A 14,974-nucleotide genomic window follows, 5' to 3' on the forward strand; every position below is an offset into this window, starting at 1 on the left:
CCCTCCTGCGGGGCTGCGAGATCAAGCCTGTCGTCGTTCGACACCAGCTGAGAGGAAGGCTTCTCGTGCCGTACTCGGAGACCGTCCAGATCCGCGGACACCTGCTCGACACCGGGGTGCTGTCCCGCTGCGTCGACGACGTCCGGTCGCTGGGCGGCGACTACGTGATCGAGCGCTTCGACGTCGGCAAGGACCACGAGGACGAGTCGTACGCGCGGATCCGGGTGCAGACCGAGGACGAGTCGCTGCTGGCCTCGATCCTGATGCGGCTGAACGCGCACGGGGTGAACCTGACCGATCCCGGCGAGACCGTGCTGCGCGAGGTCACCGCGGACGGCGTCTTCCCGGCCGACTTCTACTCCACCACGAACCTGGACACCCAGGTCCGCCTGGACGGTCGCTGGGTCGACGTCTCCGGCCCAGAGATGGACTGCGGCCTGCTGGTCACCGGTGAGCCCGGGGCGCAGCAGGTGCGCACGGTGCCGGTCAGCGACGTCGTGGTGGGCGACCAGATCGTCTGCGGCGCCTCCGGCGTGCGGGTCGTGGCGCCGGTTCCCGAGTTCAGCGAGGACGGCGAGATCTTCGAGTTCATGAACTCCGAGGTGTCCTCGGAGAAGCCCCAGGCTCTGCTGGTGCGCCAGATCGCCGAGGAGATGCGCGCAGTCAAGGCGGCGGGCAAGAAGGTGCTCTGGGTCGGCGGGCCCGCTGTCGTGCACACCGGCGCCGCACCGGCCATGGTCGCCCTGGTCGAGGCCGGGTTCGTGGACATCCTGTTCGGTGGGAACGCGATCGCGACGCACGACATCGAGTCCTCGATCTACGGCACCTCGCTGGGGGTCGACCTGTCCAAGGGCCGCGGCGTCGAGCACGGGCACGAGCACCACATCCGGGCGATCAACCAGATCCGGGGCTGCGGCTCGATCGCGGCGGCCGTCGAGCAGGGCGTGCTGACCTCCGGTGTCATGCACGCGCTCGTCGTCGGTGGCAAGCAGTTCGTGCTGGTCGGGTCGGTGCGCGACGACGGCCCGCTGCCTGACGTGCACACCGACGTGATCGTCGGCCAGCGCAAGATGCGCGGGGCGCTGGACGGTGTCGGCTTCGCGATCATGGTCGCGACGATGCTGCACTCGGTGGCCACCGGAAACCTGCTGCCGGCGTCGATCCCGTTGGTGTGCGTGGACATCAACCCGGCGACGGTGACCAAGCTCGCCGACCGGGGCTCGTCACAGGCCCGCGGCGTAGTGACCGACATCGGGTTGTTCCTGGAGCAGCTCGCCGGTGAGCTCAACCCGGGCTGGCGCGCGCGCCTGGAGAGCTGACCCCACCGCACCCACCTCCGAACCATCACGACGCCGGCTGGCCCCAGGCCGCGCCGCAGGGCCCCTAGGGTGCTGGGCATGGACGGTGATCTGCAGGCCTTCACGCCCTGGACGTCGGACGGCGCCGAGCGGCTGCGCACGGCGGCCGCAGAGCTCGTCGCGGCGCTGACCGAGCACGCCGAGGCCGTCGCGACGGCTTCCGACGCCGACATCGTGCAGGTGTTCGAGGCCAACGACCGGCTGCTCCCGCTGGCCGTGGCGTACTCGGACGCCCAGTTCGACTTCACCGGCAACTTCGGGCCGTTCGGGCTGCTGCACGAGGACGACGACGAGCTCGCCGAGCTGGACTCGGTCGATGAGGTCCCCGACGCTGGCCCGGCAGGTCCGGCCACCGGTTTCACGGTGCTCGAACGCCGGGACTACGCCGTGCTCGACGAGGATGCCGTGCTCGAGGCCGGACGGCAGGCGTACCTGAGCGCGGGGCCGGACGCCGACGAGCTGGCGGCGCAGGCCGACGTCCAGCACCTCGGCCGGGCGCTGTACCAGCTCGCGCACGCGGGCGGGTGGCACTCGCTCGGCGACGCCGACGGGCTGCGCGCCCAGGCCGGGTTCGTCGCGGTGATCGAGCACCCGGACCTGCTCGGCCCCGATCCGGACGAGTGGCCCGAGGACCTGTCGGTCGCCGACGGCGAGCTGCTCTACCTGCAGCGCGACGCCTACTGAGCACACCTGCCCGGCGTGCGGCCATCGATGCGGCCGCGAGCGTGGTGATCACCACCCGCGTGCCCGCCTTCACCGCCCGCACTGAACGACGAGGTCTGCCAGCACCGGCAGGTGGTCGCTCGCCCGAGCCAGCACCGCCTCGCTCAGTCCGTCCAGCTCTCCCGCGACCCGGGCATCCTCGACCCGGACACCGCCGGACACCAGCAGCGCGTCGATCCGGCGCCTCGCCCCGCTCGAGGGAAACGTGCCGGCACCGCCCGGTGCGACGTCGTCCAGCTGCTCGCCGAGCACGGCCCAGGACGGCCCGTCCGGCGGCTCGTTGAGATCGCCGCCGAGGATGTACGGCGATCGACCGACGTCCGCCAGCGTGTGCAGCACCAGCCGCGCGTGCACCATGCGCTCTCCGGCCAGCAAGGGCAGGTGAACGCTCGCGACGCTCACCCGGGTGCCGTCCGGCAGTCGCAGGGCGGCGATCGCCACGCCCCTGGTACGAGTCGTGGCGCCCGCCACCGGCAGCCGCTCGACGCGCGCCGAGACCACATCCAGCCTGGGGTGGGCGAGCACAGCGGTGCCGCCGCTGCCCCGTCCGGCCGCGGCGACCTGCAGCCCGACCTCACGGGCGAGGCGAGCCAGCCGGCCGGCCGCAGCCAAGCGGCGAGGCACCTCCTGCAGGCACACCACGTCCGCCCGCAGCGTGCGAAGCACGTGCGCCGTCGCATCGCGGTCGTCCCGCAGGTCGTGCACGTTGTAGGTGACGGCGCGCAGGCCGCCGGGCTCGGGTGGGCGAACGTGCATGATCACCGCACGAGGCGTCAGGCCCGGCGGCGCCGGTTGCGGCTGCGGCTGCGGCTGCGCCGACGCCCGAACAGTCGAGCCCGTTGCCGAGCCAGGTCCGCGGCCCCGATCAGCCCGGCTTCGTTGCCCATCTGGGCGCGGACCAGCGGCGCCTCCGGACGGAAGCCGCGGCCGGTCAGGTGCCGGCGGAACGCCTCGCGCGCCGGACCGAGCAGCAGCTCGCCCGCCTCGCTCACGCCGCCGCCGATCACGAACAGCCCCGGGTCGAACGCGGCTGCCAGGTTCGCCACGCCAATGCCCAGCCAGCGTCCGATGTCCTCGAACAGCTCCTGAGCGGCCGGGTCACCGTCCTTGGCCGCCTGGGTGACCAGCGGCCCGCTGATCAGCGTGGCGTCCCCGTCGACCAGGTCCAGCAGCCCGTGCGCGACCGGCGAGCGTGCAGCGGCCAGTTCGCGCGCCTCGCGGACCAGCGCGTTGCCGCTGGCGTACTGCTCCCAGCAGCCTCGGTTGCCGCACTCGCAGCGGTGCCCGCCCGGGACCACCTGCATGTGGCCGAACTCGCCCGCCACCCCGAACCGGCCGCGGTACATCTGACCGTCGACCAGTACGGCTCCGCCGATACCGGTGCCCAGGTTGATGCACACGATCGTCGACTCGCCCTGGCCGGCGCCGAACCGCGCCTCCGCCCAGAGCGCGGCGTTGGCGTCGTTCTCGACCACGACGGGCAGCCCGGTGCGTCGGCGCATGGCGCTGCGCAGCGGTTCGTGCCGCCAGGACAGGTGCGGCGCGAACAGCACCGAGGAGCCGGTGTCGTCGACGAACCCGGCTGCGCCGATCCCGATGGCCATCGCCTCGCGGTGGTCCCAGTCGTCTCGGAGCTCGGCGATCACCTCGGCGATGATGTCCTCGACCACCTGCGGGCTCTGGCTGCGGTGCGGGGTCTCGCGTCGCGCACGGCGCAGCACCTGGCCGTCGACGTCGACCAGGCCGCCGGCCACCTTGGTGCCACCGATGTCGATGCCGATCGCAGGCCGGGACCAGATCTGTCGGGTCCCCTGCGACCGGCGCTCGGTCATCCCGCCGCCCTGGCCAGGTCGGCGGCACCGATCACGCCCGCTCCGGTGCCCAGTGCGGCCGGCACGATGCCGATCTCCGGCCGGTGCGCCCGCCCAGTCAGCTGGCGGGCGAGCGCGGCCCGGGCCGGCCCGATCACCAGGTCGCCGGCCTCCACCACCCCGCCGCCGACGACGAACAGTGCCGGGTCCAGGACCGCAGCGATCTGCGCCATGCCCTCCCCCAGCCAGTGGCCGAGGTCGGCCAGCAGGTCCAGGGCCGCGGCATCACCCTCACCGGCGGCCTGGGTGATCATGCCGCCGCGCAGCTTCTCCGGGTCGCCGCCGCACAGCTCGGAAAGGCGCGCGCCGAACGGGCTGCCCGTCGCGACGAGCTCGCGTCCCTCGCGCTGCAGCGCATTGCCGCTGGCGTACTGCTCCCAGCAGCCGCGGTTGCCACAGCCGCACCGGATGCCGTCCGGCACCATCCGGACGTGGCCTAGCTCGCCGCCCACCCCGACGTGACCGCGCAGCACCCGACCATCCATCACGATGCCTCCGCCGAGCCCGGTACCGACCGTGACCAAGACTGCGTCCTCCACCTCGCGGGCCGCGCCGAACCTGAACTCCCCCCAGGCGGCCGCGTTCGCGTCGTTCTCGATCACCACCGGCAGCCCGATCCGCTTGGTGAGATCTGCCTTGAGCGGCTCGTCGCGCCAGGCCAGGTTCGGTGCGAACAGCACCACGCCCGAAGCCGCGTCGACGAAGCCGGCCGCGGCCACACCGACGGCGATCACCTCGTGCTCCGAGCGCAGCTCCGCGACCGCGTCGGCCACCTCGGCCTGGATCGCGCCGACGTCCGACGCCGACGTATTGCGCCGGGTCTTGGCGATCATCGTGCCGTCCTCGTCAACCACCCCAGCGGCGATCTTCGTGCCGCCGATGTCGACGCCGATCGTCAGACCCATCTCAGTGCCCTCCTGGCTCGTCGGCCGGTTCGTCGTCCGGCTCGACCGGGATGGAGACAGTACGCACACCCGCACCCTGCTGCGCAGCGGGGTCGGGTGTCGCCGTCTCGGCCTCATCCGGCCTGGAGAGCTCACGCAGCAGGCCCACCACCGACTCCGCCGTCACCAGCAGATGGTGCATCAGCTCGGGGCGGCGCGACTGCGCGGTGGACATCAGGCGGCACAAGGGGCAGTACCGACAGCTGGACGACGGCTCGTGGGCCGCGGTTGTGGCCTCACGGTTCGGGTCGGGGTCACGCTCGGGCTCGCGCTCGCGCCACCAGCCCTGCAGCGCGTCGACCAGCCGCGCCGCCTCGTCGGCTGCACTGCCGACCTGTTCGCGGTCCCCCGCGCCGGGGGCAGTCACGGGCTCGGCCAGAGCGCGGGGTCCGGCTCGAACCGGACGTGCAGGGCGCCGTCGCGCAGCCTGGCCCCGGCCACTGTGCAGCGGCGCAGCGCGGACGGCAGCGAGATCACCCGGCGGTTCCCGTCCACGGCGACCAGCAGGTCGTCCTCGCGACGGGCCAGGTCGACGTCGCGGGCCTGCACGTTCGGCAGGTCGAGCACCAGCTCGAAGTCGCGCCCGTGACGTTCGACCCGCACCGGGTTCGGGCGGGTGGGCCCGCTGAGCAGCTCGACGAGGCCGTCCCCCACGCCGTCCGCGCCCTGGTCAGCCAGCAGGCGCTCGCCGAGCCTGGCCAGGGCGTGCGGTCCGACCGGTTCGGCTTCCAGGTATGGCGCCCGGCGAACCGTGACCGGGGCGAAGGCCTCGTCCGCCCGCTCCAGCACGGCGCTCTGCGCCTGCACCCAGCCGAGCTGCCAGTCCGACGCGGACTGCGCCGGGATCACCCGGTTGGCGACCACGCCGTCCACGACGAAACCCTGCAGCGACAGCGCGGTCAGGGTGCGTCGGGCCTCGGCGAGGACCACGGCCTCAGGCGTGAGGACCAGACGGACGGACGCCGAGCTGGACCGCAGCATCTCCAGGGCGCCGGACAGCTGGCTGCGCAGCTGGAGCAGTGCCGGCCCGACCTCGCGGCCCGGGATGGGTAACGAGGCGGCCCGCCCGACGACTGGCACCAGTGCCCGGGCGATCGCGCGCTGCGAGGGCAGCACCCGGTCGACGAGCCGGGTCAGCGCGTCGGGCACGGCCAGCCAGCGCAGCGTCTCGGCGGTCGGTGCGCAGTCCACGACGACGAGGTCCCACGGGCCGCTCTCGACCTGCTCGCGCACCGCCAGCAGGGTGAGCACGTCGTCAGCGCCGGGCAGTACGGTCAGCTCGGCCGCGTCCATCGGCTGCACATCCAGCGCGGCCAGCACATCCAGCAGATAACCCTGAACCGCGCCCCAGGTCTGCTGCAGGCGGCGGCCGGCGTCCACCTGCTGGGCGAACAGCCCCGGCTCGATCTCCTGCAGCTCGTCGGGCTCGAGGCTGCGGCCGAGCGCGTCACCTAACGAGTGCGCGGCGTCGGTGGACAGCACCAGCGTCTTGACGCCGTGGCGCGCCGCGTGCACGGCTGTGGCGGCGGCCACGGTCGTCTTGCCGACCCCGCCCTTGCCTGTGAAGAGGACGACCCGCAACGGCGTCAGCCCTCGGCCCGCTTCTTCAGCTCTTGCAGCGCCGTGGAGATGATGCTCTTCTCCGCCTTGCGCTTGAGCATCCCGAGCATCGGGATCCGCACATCGACCAGCAGCTCGTAGGTCACCGTGGTCGGGCCCTGCTTCGGGCCCTCGAGGACATAGCTGCCGTCCAGTGCCTTGAGCACGGACTCGGCCTCGACGAGCTCCCAGCTGACCGCGCCGGTCCCGGACTTGGTCACGTCCCAGGTGTAGGCGAGCGTGTAGGTGTCCTTGATCACGCCTGCGTCCAGGACGAACCGCACCTGGTCGGGGTGTCCGCCGGCACCGGTCGCGACGACGTCCGCCTGCTTCACGGCACCGGTCCACTCGGGGTAGGCCGCGAAATCGGCGATCACGGCGAGCACCTGCGCCGGGCTGGCCTGGACGACGACGTTGGACTCCGTGCGGTCAGCCATGCAGGTGCCTTCCGTTGGCTGGACGCGGGCATCCGGCGTGCACCGAAGCTGCCCGTCGGGACGAAGCGAAGGCTACCCGCCACGGCGGCTGCTGCGTCAGACCAGCATGCCCAGGAGAGTGAGAGCGAGCAGGACGACCACGCCGGCGACCAGCACGGCGCCGATCGCGACGAGCGCCTTCCCGGACGAGGACGTGGGCAACATGCCCTGCCAGCTGGGCACCTCGCGGTCCTGACGGGCCAGCTTGGCCACCAGCTCGTCCGCGAGCCTTTCCGCCTCCGCCGGGTCCAGCGCGGCCGCACCGGTCCCGGCGCTCGCCTGCGAGGCCGCCGAGGCGGCGTCGGAGGGCACGGGCTGCGACTGCGCCAGCGGTTCGGGCTCCGGCTGGGCACGCAGGTCCGCGTAGCACTGCAGGCACCACGGCACGTCGTTGCGCACCGTGGCCCCGCACGAGGGACAGGTCTCGGGTCTGGCGGTATCGGTCATGGTCTCAGCGCTCATCTGCTCGTTCGTCGGTACGGGTGGGCGGTGCCTTGAGGTCCGCTGGGTCGCCCGGACGACGTCCGGCCTCGAGGGCGTCCTTGAGCCGATGCACGGCACGTTTCCACTGCTGGGCGCGGTGGCGCCGCTCGCGATCGGCGGCCGACGTCGCCCGACCGGCCAGCGGCGCGGGCAGGTCGGCACGCAGGTAGTAGTGCACCAGGACGCCGTCCCGCCACGGCTCGAGCCAGATCTCGCTGGTGCCGTCCAGCGCTCCGCGCACCCGCCATTGACGGCCCTTGACCCCACGGTCCCGGGTGGTGGCCAGCTGCAGATCCGGCCACCAGCGGGTCCAGCTGGCCGGGTCGGCCACCTGCGCGGCGACCGCCTGCGGCGCGGTGCAGACGAAGGTGTCGTCGACGAGATCGATCGCGGGCACGGGACAAGCATGCTGCATGGGGGGCTGGTGGTGGTGGCCGCGGACCCCTGCTGGAACAATCAGCCGAAAGCCTGCGCGCACCCCGACCCTACTGGCCGGTAGGGTTCCGACTCACTCTGATGCAAGGAGGCGTCCCGTGGTCGAGTTCTCCGTGCCCGCTCTCGTCGCCGAGGCGACGACGGGCAACGCCAGCTCGATCGTCGGTCGACATGCGGCGCAGGACCCCCAGCTCGTGCTGTTCAGCCGCCGCGTCGACGCGCGGTGGCAGGACGTCACCGCCGCCGAGTTCTCCGCACAGGTCGACGAGCTGGCCCGTGGTCTGCTGGCCGCCGGGATCGCGGCCGGTGACCGGGTGGCGCTGATGAGCCGCACCCGGTACGAGTGGACGCTGGTGGACTACGCCATCTGGTCGGTGGGTGCGGTGACCGTCCCGGTCTACGAGACGTCGTCCGCCGAGCAGGTCGCCTGGATCCTGTCCGACTCCGGCGCCGTCGCGGCCGTGGTCGAGACCGCCGGTCATGCTCGCACCGTCGGCTCCGTCCGCGGTGACCTGCCCGCGCTGGCGGACGTCTGGCAGATCGACGCCGGCGGCCTGGACGACCTCATGGTTGCCGGAGCGGACGTCGACGCGGCCGACGTGGTGAGCCGGCGGGACGCCAGCACACCGTCCGACCTCGCGACCTTGATCTACACCTCGGGGACGACAGGTCGACCCAAGGGCTGCGAGCTGACCCACCTGAACTTCATGGCGCTGTGCGACAACACGGTCGCCCGGCTGTCCGAGGTGGTCAGCTCCGAAGGCGCCTCGACGCTGCTCTTCCTGCCGCTCGCGCACGTGTTCGCGCGCTTCATCCAGGTGCTGACCATCACGGCCGGCGCCCGGTTGGGGCACAGCGCAGACATCAAGACCCTGCTGCCGGACCTCGCGGAGTTCCAACCGACGTTCGTGCTGTCGGTCCCCCGGGTGTTCGAGAAGATCTACAACTCCGCCGAGGCAGGTGCCGAGGCGGACGGCAAGGGCAAGATCTTCGCCGCGGCTGCCACGACGTCCATCGCGTGGAGCAAGGCGCAGGACACCGGCGGCGGCGGGCTGGCGCTGCGCGCCAAGCACGCGGTCTTCGACAAGCTCGTCTACACCAAGCTGCGCAGCGCCATGGGCGGCAAAGTGCAGTACGCGGTGTCCGGCGGTGCGCCGCTCGGCGAGCGCCTGGGCCACTTCTTCCACGGAGCCGGCATCACCGTCCTGGAGGGCTACGGCCTGACCGAGACCACTGCACCGAGCACGGTGAACACTCCGGACCACCTCAGGATCGGCTCGGTCGGCCAGCCGTTGCCGGGAATCTCGATCCGGATCGCCGACGACGGCGAGGTGCTGATCAAGGGGCCGCACATCATGCGCGGCTACTGGAACAACCCGCAGGCGACCGCCGAGGCGATGCAGGACGGTTGGTTCCGGACCGGTGACCTGGGCGCGCTGAGCGGGGACGGCACCCTGGCGATCACCGGCCGCAAGAAGGAGATCCTGGTCACCGCAGGCGGCAAGAACGTCGCTCCTGCAGTGCTGGAGGACCGCATCCGGGCGCACCCGCTGGTCTCGCAGTGCATCGTCGTCGGGGACCAGAAGCCGTTCATCGCCGCGCTGATCACCCTGGACCCAGAGATGCTGCCGACCTGGCTGTCCAACAACGGGTTGAGCCCGGTGGACGTCGAGGCGGCCGCTGGGTTGCAGGAGGTCCAGGACGAGATCCAACGGGCGGTCGACACCGCCAACAACGCGGTCAGCAAGGCCGAGTCGATCCGCAAGTTCCGGATCCTGCCGGTGGACTTCACCGAGGAGGCCGGCTACATCACCCCGTCGCTGAAGCTCAAGCGCAGCGTGGTGATGAAGGACTTCGCCGACCAGGTGGAGGAGCTGTACCGCTGAACGCCGTCCCCGCCGCCGCGTGCCTGGCGGTCGTCTGGCTCGGGTACTTCACGGCGCTGCAGTGGAGCGTCGTGCGCTACCGGTTCGCCATCGTGCTGGTGCTGACCAGCGCTGCGGTGCTGTTGGTCACGGCGCTGCTGCGGCGCTGGCGGCTGACCTCGATGCCGCTTCCCGTACTGGCCGGCACCGTCCTGGTGAGCGGACTCGTCGCCGAGGCCGTGCCGTTCTTCAGCCACGCCGACGCGGGCGACCGCCGGCTGCTCGCGCACGTCGTCGCGGCGACGTGCCTGCTCGCGGCGGCCATGCTGCTGGTGCCCGGACCGCGCGGCCGGACGCTCAGCGCCGGGGTGGCAACGGTCGGCGTGGTGGCCTGGACAGCCACCGCGATCGCACTCGTTCCCGCACCACGGATCGATGTGTGGGTGACGTTGCAACAGGCCGCCGACGGGCTGGCGAACGGCCGGAACATGTACACGATGACCTGGCACGGCTCCCCCGGAATCCAGGACGCCTTCACCTACCTGCCGTGGACGGCCGTCCTGCTCGCCCCGGGCCGTTGGCTGTTCGGCGACGTCAGGTGGGCGCTGCTGGCCGCGATGCTGGTCGGCTTGGGCTGCCTGGTCGCGCTCGGTCGCCGTCGCGACCGGACGGGTCGGACGTCGTCCCTGGCCTTGGCCGCGGCGACGATGCTCGCGCTGGCGCCTGGGTCGGTGACCCAGGCCGAGCAGGCGTGGACGGAGCCGCTGCTGTTCGCACTGATCGCGGCCTGGGCGCTGCTGGTGCACCGTGGCCATGCCTGGTGGGCGGTGCTGCCGCTGGCCCTGGGGTGCGCGAGCAAGCAGCATCTGGTGCTGCTGCTGCCGGTCCTGGCCTGCTGGTCGCTGTTCGGCTGGCGGCGCAGCCTGGCCACCGCGGCGGCGGCCGGCGGGCTGGTGCTGCCGTGGTTCCTCGCCTCGCCGCAGGACTTCTGGCACGACACCGTGTCGCTGCTCGTCTCGTTCCACCCGATCAAGTTCGCGAACACCTGGTTCATCGCCGCGCAGACCGAGCTCGGCCGCACTCCGCCCTTCTGGCTGACCGGCCTGGTCGTGCTGGGCGTGCTGGCGCTGGCCTGCGTCGTCGTCCGCCGCCGGCAACCGGACCTCGGCGAGCTGCTCGGCTGGGTCGCCTTGGTGCTGCTCGTCGCCAACCTGGTCAACAAGCAGGCGTTCTACAACCAGTTCTGGTTGGTGGGTTCCCTGGTCGCGCTGGCGATCGCCGCGTCGCCGGCCGCTGAGTCGCCGGCCGCTGAGTCGCCACCTGCTCAGGCCAGCTCACGCGAGACCTGATCGCCGGCCAGCAGCTGCTGCAGCCGCTGCGCCAGGTCGTCCCAACGCCATTGGGCCGCGACCCATTCGCGGCCGCGCGCGCCGAAACGCTTGGCCAGGTCGGGCTGCTCCAGCAGGATGGCGATCCGGTCGGCGACGGCCTCGACCGACCGCCCGGGCACCACGAAGCCGTTCTCGCCGTCGAGCACCGCGTCCGGAGCACCGCCGGAGTCGCCGACGACGACGGGCAGCCCGGTGGCCGCGGCCTCCAGGTAGCAGATGCCGAGCGCCTCGGGCTCCAGGCCGAACAGCCGGGTCCTGGTCGGCATCGCGAACACGTCCCCGGCGTCGTAGTAGGCCGGCGTCCGATCCCACGGCACCCGGCCGGCCAGCACGACGTCCCGCTCGAGGCCGTGCTTCTTGACCAGGCCGGTGATCCGGGACAGGTTCGGGCCTCCACCGACGAGCAGCAGCGCCGCGTCCGGCACCCGGGAGCGGATCGCCGGCAGGGCACTGACCAACACGTCCTGTCCCTTGCGCGGCACCATCCGCGAGACGCAGACCACGATCGGACGGTCTCCCAGACCGAGCTCGGCGCGAACCTCGGCGCCACCCGCGCCGGGACGGAAGACCGCGTCGTCCACGCCTGGAGTGAGCTGCCGCATCCGGTCGCGCGCCTGGCTGGTCAGCGGCCGAGCGATGCGGGAACGGCAGAACTCCCCGAGGTAGGTGAGCACGTCGTTGCGCTCACCGATCTGCCGGAGCAGCCTGCGCGCACCCGGGACCGAGGACCACCAGATCTCGTGGCCGTGGGTGGTCGCCACCGTGCGCTGCACTCCTGCGGCGCGCAGCGTCGGCGCCATCAGGCCCAGCGGCGCCGCAGCGCCGAACCAGACCCGGTCGCAGCCTCGAGATCGGGCAATCTGCGCGCTGCGCCGGGCGATCCGCGGCGTCGGCACCATCAGCCGCGACGGGTCGCGCACCACCTCGAAGGGCAGGGTCCGGTCGTGCGCCGCGTCGCCGTCCTGGCGCGCGGTGTGCACGACGACCTGGTCGGGCGGCATCCGCTGCGCCATCGCGAACACCATCGACTCGATGCCACCGGTGCGCGGCGGGAAGTCGTTGGTGACGATCAGCGTGCGTCCGGTGGCCACGCCCAGACCCTACGGTGCGTGCACCGGCGGCGGCTCCGGCAGCCCGTTCTCGTCGGCCCACGCACGGCCCAGGGCCACCCGCCAGGCCGGCGACGGGTGGGTCTCGAACAGCAGCTCGCGGTACCACCTGGGCGCGATGTCGCTGATGTTGGCCACCGCGAGGCCACGTTGCATGTTGGCGAACGTCGTCGGATCGTGGGTGAGCTCGAGCGAGTGGACGTCGGCGCGCGCCTCGATCCGCCGGGACACCAGGTTCGCGGCCGGCGCCGCGAGCCAGCCGCCCACCGCCAGGACCGCAAGCAGGAACGCCACGGACCTCGGGTCACCGACACCGTTGACTCCGGCCCGGCGCCGCCACCAGGTGCCGCGGGTGAGCAGCCCCACCCCGACCACGGCCCACGCCGCCGAGAGGGCACCGATCGCGGTGCCGAGCCAGACGTCGTGGTTGGCGACGTGGCCGAGCTCGTGCGCCACGACCGCCTCGACCTCGGCCGGGGTAGCCCGCTGCAGCAGCGTGTCGTAGACGACCAGCCGGCGGGTCGAGCCCAGCCCGGAGACGTAGGCGTTCTCGGCCGTGGTGCGACGTGAGGCGTCGGCCACCAAGACGTCCCGAACGGGTTGCCCGTCCCTGGCAGCCAGGTCAAGCAGCTCCGTGCGCAGTTGGCCCGGCGGCAGCGAGGTGAAGCTGTTCGACAGCGGCTCGATCAGCACCGGGTAGAGCAGCGACCCGGCCACCACCAGGGCGGCCGCGAGCGCGGCCGCCGGTGCCCACCAACCCTGCGGCCAGCGTCGCGCCAGGCCCACCAGCACAACCATCGCGACCGCAGTGACGAGGGCGCTGACACCGTTCTCGCGCAACGTGTCTGTGGTCCAGCCCAGCCAGTCCTGGGTGGACAGGTCGTAGCGCCGCAGCACCAGCTCGGCGGCGATCGAGAACGGCAGGGACACCAGCAGGGACACCACCGCGAGCGCGATCGTGCCGGCGGCCGCGGTCAGCGGCCACGAGCCACCGACCAGGCGTCCGGCTCGCTGCACCAGCCGTGCCCCGGCCGGGGTCAGACCGAGCGCCACGGTGACGACCAGCGACACCAAGGCCCGCGGGTAGGTCCACACCCGTAGGGCGGCGTGGAAGGTCGTGTCCCGTTGGAGCTCGGCCGGCGTGAAGTCGAGGCCGGCGCTCGGGTGCACTCCGGCCGCCGGCCACGGGTGCCACGGCACCAGCAGCGCCGCCGTCACCACGAGTGCTACGCCCAGTACCGCGAACGTGACCCAGGCCGCGAGCGCGCTTCGCTCGCGGGGCGTCGATGCCACGTCGGTGCGGCTCACTCGGCGGCCAGCTCGGACAGGTAGTGCCGCCACTGCTTGGTGAAGGTCGCCTCACTGACCCCGAGCACGTCCGGGAAGGCGGCCGACAGCCTGGCCTGCGGATCCGCGCCGCCCGCGGCCTTCGCGGAGAGCCGGTAGAGGGCCACCAGGCGGTCCGTGCCGTAGGTGTCCGCGATCAGCGAGCAGGCCAGCCAGGCCCCGGAGTAGGACGGCGCGATGGTGGTCTTGGTCGGGTCGAAGTCGTCGGCACCCGGCAGCGCCTTCGGCCCGTGCCCGGTGCGCACCAGGACCAGCAGGTCGCCCGCGCCCACCCGTTGGCTGACCCCGGCGCCGCGGTAGCCGACGAAGTCCGCGAAGCCCTCGGACAGCCAGATCGGCACCGCCGCCGTGGTGCTCTGGCGCACCGCTACGTGCGTCAGCTCATGGGTCAGCACGACCCGCTGACCTGTGCCCCCCAGCCGGGCGAAGGCTCCGGGGTTGAGCACCACGCGGTCGTTGCCGGCGCGTCCGACACCAGCCTGCTGCGCGTCCGCGGTCGTCGTCGCGCCCAGGTCGCCGGTGGTGACCGCTGCGACCTGGTCGAGTCCGTTCGCGCCGCGCAGCAGGAGCTTGCCGAACTCGGCCTGGGTCCGCGGCACCACCAGGACAGCGCCCTTCGACCAGGCCGAGCCCCAGACCTGACCGACCCGGTCCACCGCGCGGTCGCCGGCTGCGGCATACCGACTCAGGGTGGCCTTGGAGGCGGTGCCCATCGCCAGCACGTGGTCGCCGTGCACGACGTGCACACGGCCGAGGTCCCACGGTTGGGGTGCGCTGCCGCCGTCGGTGTCGTCGGCCAGGTAGGTCCTGCCGTCCCGCCGTACCACGGTGAGGTACTGCTCCACGGTGGACCGCGTGGAGTCGAAGCCCTTGAGCTCGTAACCGGCCAGCACCCGGGCCACCCAGGGGTGACCGCCGAGGGTGGCGACGCGTTCTTGGGACAGCTGCGGCGCCCGGTTGAGGAACTCATAGCTCCAGGACGCGAACGGCACCGCGGCGAAGTTGTCGAACGCCGCAGCCTGTCGGGCCGCGAAGGCCGTGCTGTCCGGATCCACGGTGGCCAGCCAGGCTCGACGGTCGTGGTCGGTGGCGGCGCGGGCGCGCGCGTCCAACAGCGCCGTCAAGGCCGCGAGCTGGCGCGCGTCGTCGTCCGACGTGGCGGTCGCGGTGGACGTCGCCGTCGGCGGACCGGACTGGGGGGCGCTGGCCCTGAACCAGCTGGCCCCGAGCCCCAGGGCGAGGCCGACCACGAGGGCGGCTCCGACCAGGGCAGCGACGACCGACACGACAGGCGCGGCGCGCCGCGTGGGCCACGCTCGCGGCTCGCTCACCCGCTCATGGTAGGCAGCGCGGCAGTGCGGCGGGGACGCTGC

The 14,974-nt window shown here is 72.5% G+C and carries 15 protein-coding genes; 4 read left to right on the forward strand and 11 right to left on the reverse strand.

What is annotated here, in order from left to right:
• The first annotated feature begins 65 nt into the window (after positions 1-65).
• The gene (locus tag ACPPVT_RS12870; protein WP_426560826.1) at positions 66-1,319 is read left to right on the forward strand and encodes a TIGR00300 family protein; all 1,254 of its coding nucleotides are present in this window, start codon (positions 66-68) and stop codon (positions 1,317-1,319) included.
• Between the two features lie 78 nt (positions 1,320-1,397).
• Entirely contained in the window at positions 1,398-2,042 is a 645-nt protein-coding gene (locus ACPPVT_RS12875) for a hypothetical protein (RefSeq protein WP_426560828.1), read from the forward strand.
• Positions 2,043-2,111: 69 nt separating this feature from the next.
• Here ACPPVT_RS12875 and ACPPVT_RS12880 read toward each other — a convergent pair whose 3' ends face one another.
• The 8 genes from ACPPVT_RS12880 to ACPPVT_RS12915 all read right to left on the reverse strand — a co-directional run bounded on the left by ACPPVT_RS12880 (position 2,112) and on the right by ACPPVT_RS12915 (position 7,851).
• Entirely contained in the window at positions 2,112-2,837 is a 726-nt protein-coding gene (locus ACPPVT_RS12880; RefSeq protein ID WP_426560830.1) for an endonuclease/exonuclease/phosphatase family protein, read from the reverse strand.
• Between the two features lie 17 nt (positions 2,838-2,854).
• Positions 2,855-3,913, reverse strand: coding sequence for an ROK family glucokinase (locus tag ACPPVT_RS12885; protein WP_426560832.1), 1,059 nt, complete (start codon positions 3,911-3,913; stop codon positions 2,855-2,857).
• Positions 3,910-4,857 carry an ROK family glucokinase gene (locus ACPPVT_RS12890; RefSeq protein WP_426560834.1) on the reverse strand — a complete coding sequence of 316 codons (948 nt, stop codon included), beginning with the start codon at positions 4,855-4,857 and terminating at the stop codon, positions 3,910-3,912. The genes ACPPVT_RS12885 and ACPPVT_RS12890 overlap by 4 nt, the downstream gene beginning before the upstream one ends.
• Before the next feature lies 1 nt (position 4,858).
• A complete protein-coding gene (locus tag ACPPVT_RS12895) occupies positions 4,859-5,263 on the reverse strand; it encodes a hypothetical protein (RefSeq protein ID WP_426560836.1) in 405 nt (134 codons plus the stop codon).
• Positions 5,260-6,477: an ArsA family ATPase gene (locus ACPPVT_RS12900; protein ID WP_426560838.1), complete on the reverse strand. Its 1,218-nt coding sequence runs from the start codon at positions 6,475-6,477 to the stop codon at positions 5,260-5,262. Before ACPPVT_RS12900 ends, ACPPVT_RS12895 begins: the two co-directional genes overlap by 4 nt.
• Positions 6,478-6,482: 5 nt before the next feature.
• Positions 6,483-6,932: an SRPBCC family protein gene (locus ACPPVT_RS12905; RefSeq protein WP_426560840.1), complete on the reverse strand. Its 450-nt coding sequence runs from the start codon at positions 6,930-6,932 to the stop codon at positions 6,483-6,485.
• Positions 6,933-7,028: 96 nt separating this feature from the next.
• Positions 7,029-7,433 (reverse strand): hypothetical protein, encoded by a 405-nt coding sequence (locus ACPPVT_RS12910; RefSeq protein WP_426560842.1) that lies wholly within the window; start codon positions 7,431-7,433, stop codon positions 7,029-7,031.
• Positions 7,423-7,851: a polyketide cyclase / dehydrase and lipid transport gene (locus ACPPVT_RS12915; RefSeq protein WP_426560844.1), complete on the reverse strand. Its 429-nt coding sequence runs from the start codon at positions 7,849-7,851 to the stop codon at positions 7,423-7,425. Before ACPPVT_RS12915 ends, ACPPVT_RS12910 begins: the two co-directional genes overlap by 11 nt.
• Before the next feature lie 136 nt (positions 7,852-7,987).
• Between ACPPVT_RS12915 and ACPPVT_RS12920 the strand changes: the two genes are divergently transcribed.
• Both ACPPVT_RS12920 and ACPPVT_RS12925 read left to right on the forward strand, forming a co-directional pair.
• Entirely contained in the window at positions 7,988-9,775 is a 1,788-nt protein-coding gene (locus ACPPVT_RS12920; protein ID WP_426560846.1) for an AMP-dependent synthetase/ligase, read from the forward strand.
• A gap of 71 nt (positions 9,776-9,846) precedes the next feature.
• Positions 9,847-11,103: a glycosyltransferase 87 family protein gene (locus tag ACPPVT_RS12925; protein WP_426560848.1), complete on the forward strand. Its 1,257-nt coding sequence runs from the start codon at positions 9,847-9,849 to the stop codon at positions 11,101-11,103.
• On the opposite strand, the gene ACPPVT_RS12930 is transcribed toward ACPPVT_RS12925, so the two are convergent.
• The 3 genes from ACPPVT_RS12930 to ACPPVT_RS12940 form a co-directional block, all read right to left on the reverse strand.
• A complete protein-coding gene (locus ACPPVT_RS12930; protein ID WP_426567151.1) occupies positions 11,079-12,170 on the reverse strand; it encodes a glycosyltransferase family 4 protein in 1,092 nt (363 codons plus the stop codon). The genes ACPPVT_RS12925 and ACPPVT_RS12930 overlap by 25 nt on opposite strands.
• A 75-nt stretch (positions 12,171-12,245) precedes the next feature.
• Positions 12,246-13,562: a M48 family metallopeptidase gene (locus tag ACPPVT_RS12935; protein WP_426560850.1), complete on the reverse strand. Its 1,317-nt coding sequence runs from the start codon at positions 13,560-13,562 to the stop codon at positions 12,246-12,248.
• Entirely contained in the window at positions 13,559-14,932 is a 1,374-nt protein-coding gene (locus ACPPVT_RS12940; protein ID WP_426560852.1) for a hypothetical protein, read from the reverse strand. The genes ACPPVT_RS12935 and ACPPVT_RS12940 overlap by 4 nt, the downstream gene beginning before the upstream one ends.
• Positions 14,933-14,974 lie beyond the last annotated feature (42 nt).

Origin of the sequence: Angustibacter sp. McL0619, assembly GCF_049994355.1 — a bacterium.
Lineage (GTDB): Bacteria > Actinomycetota > Actinomycetes > Actinomycetales > Angustibacteraceae > Angustibacter.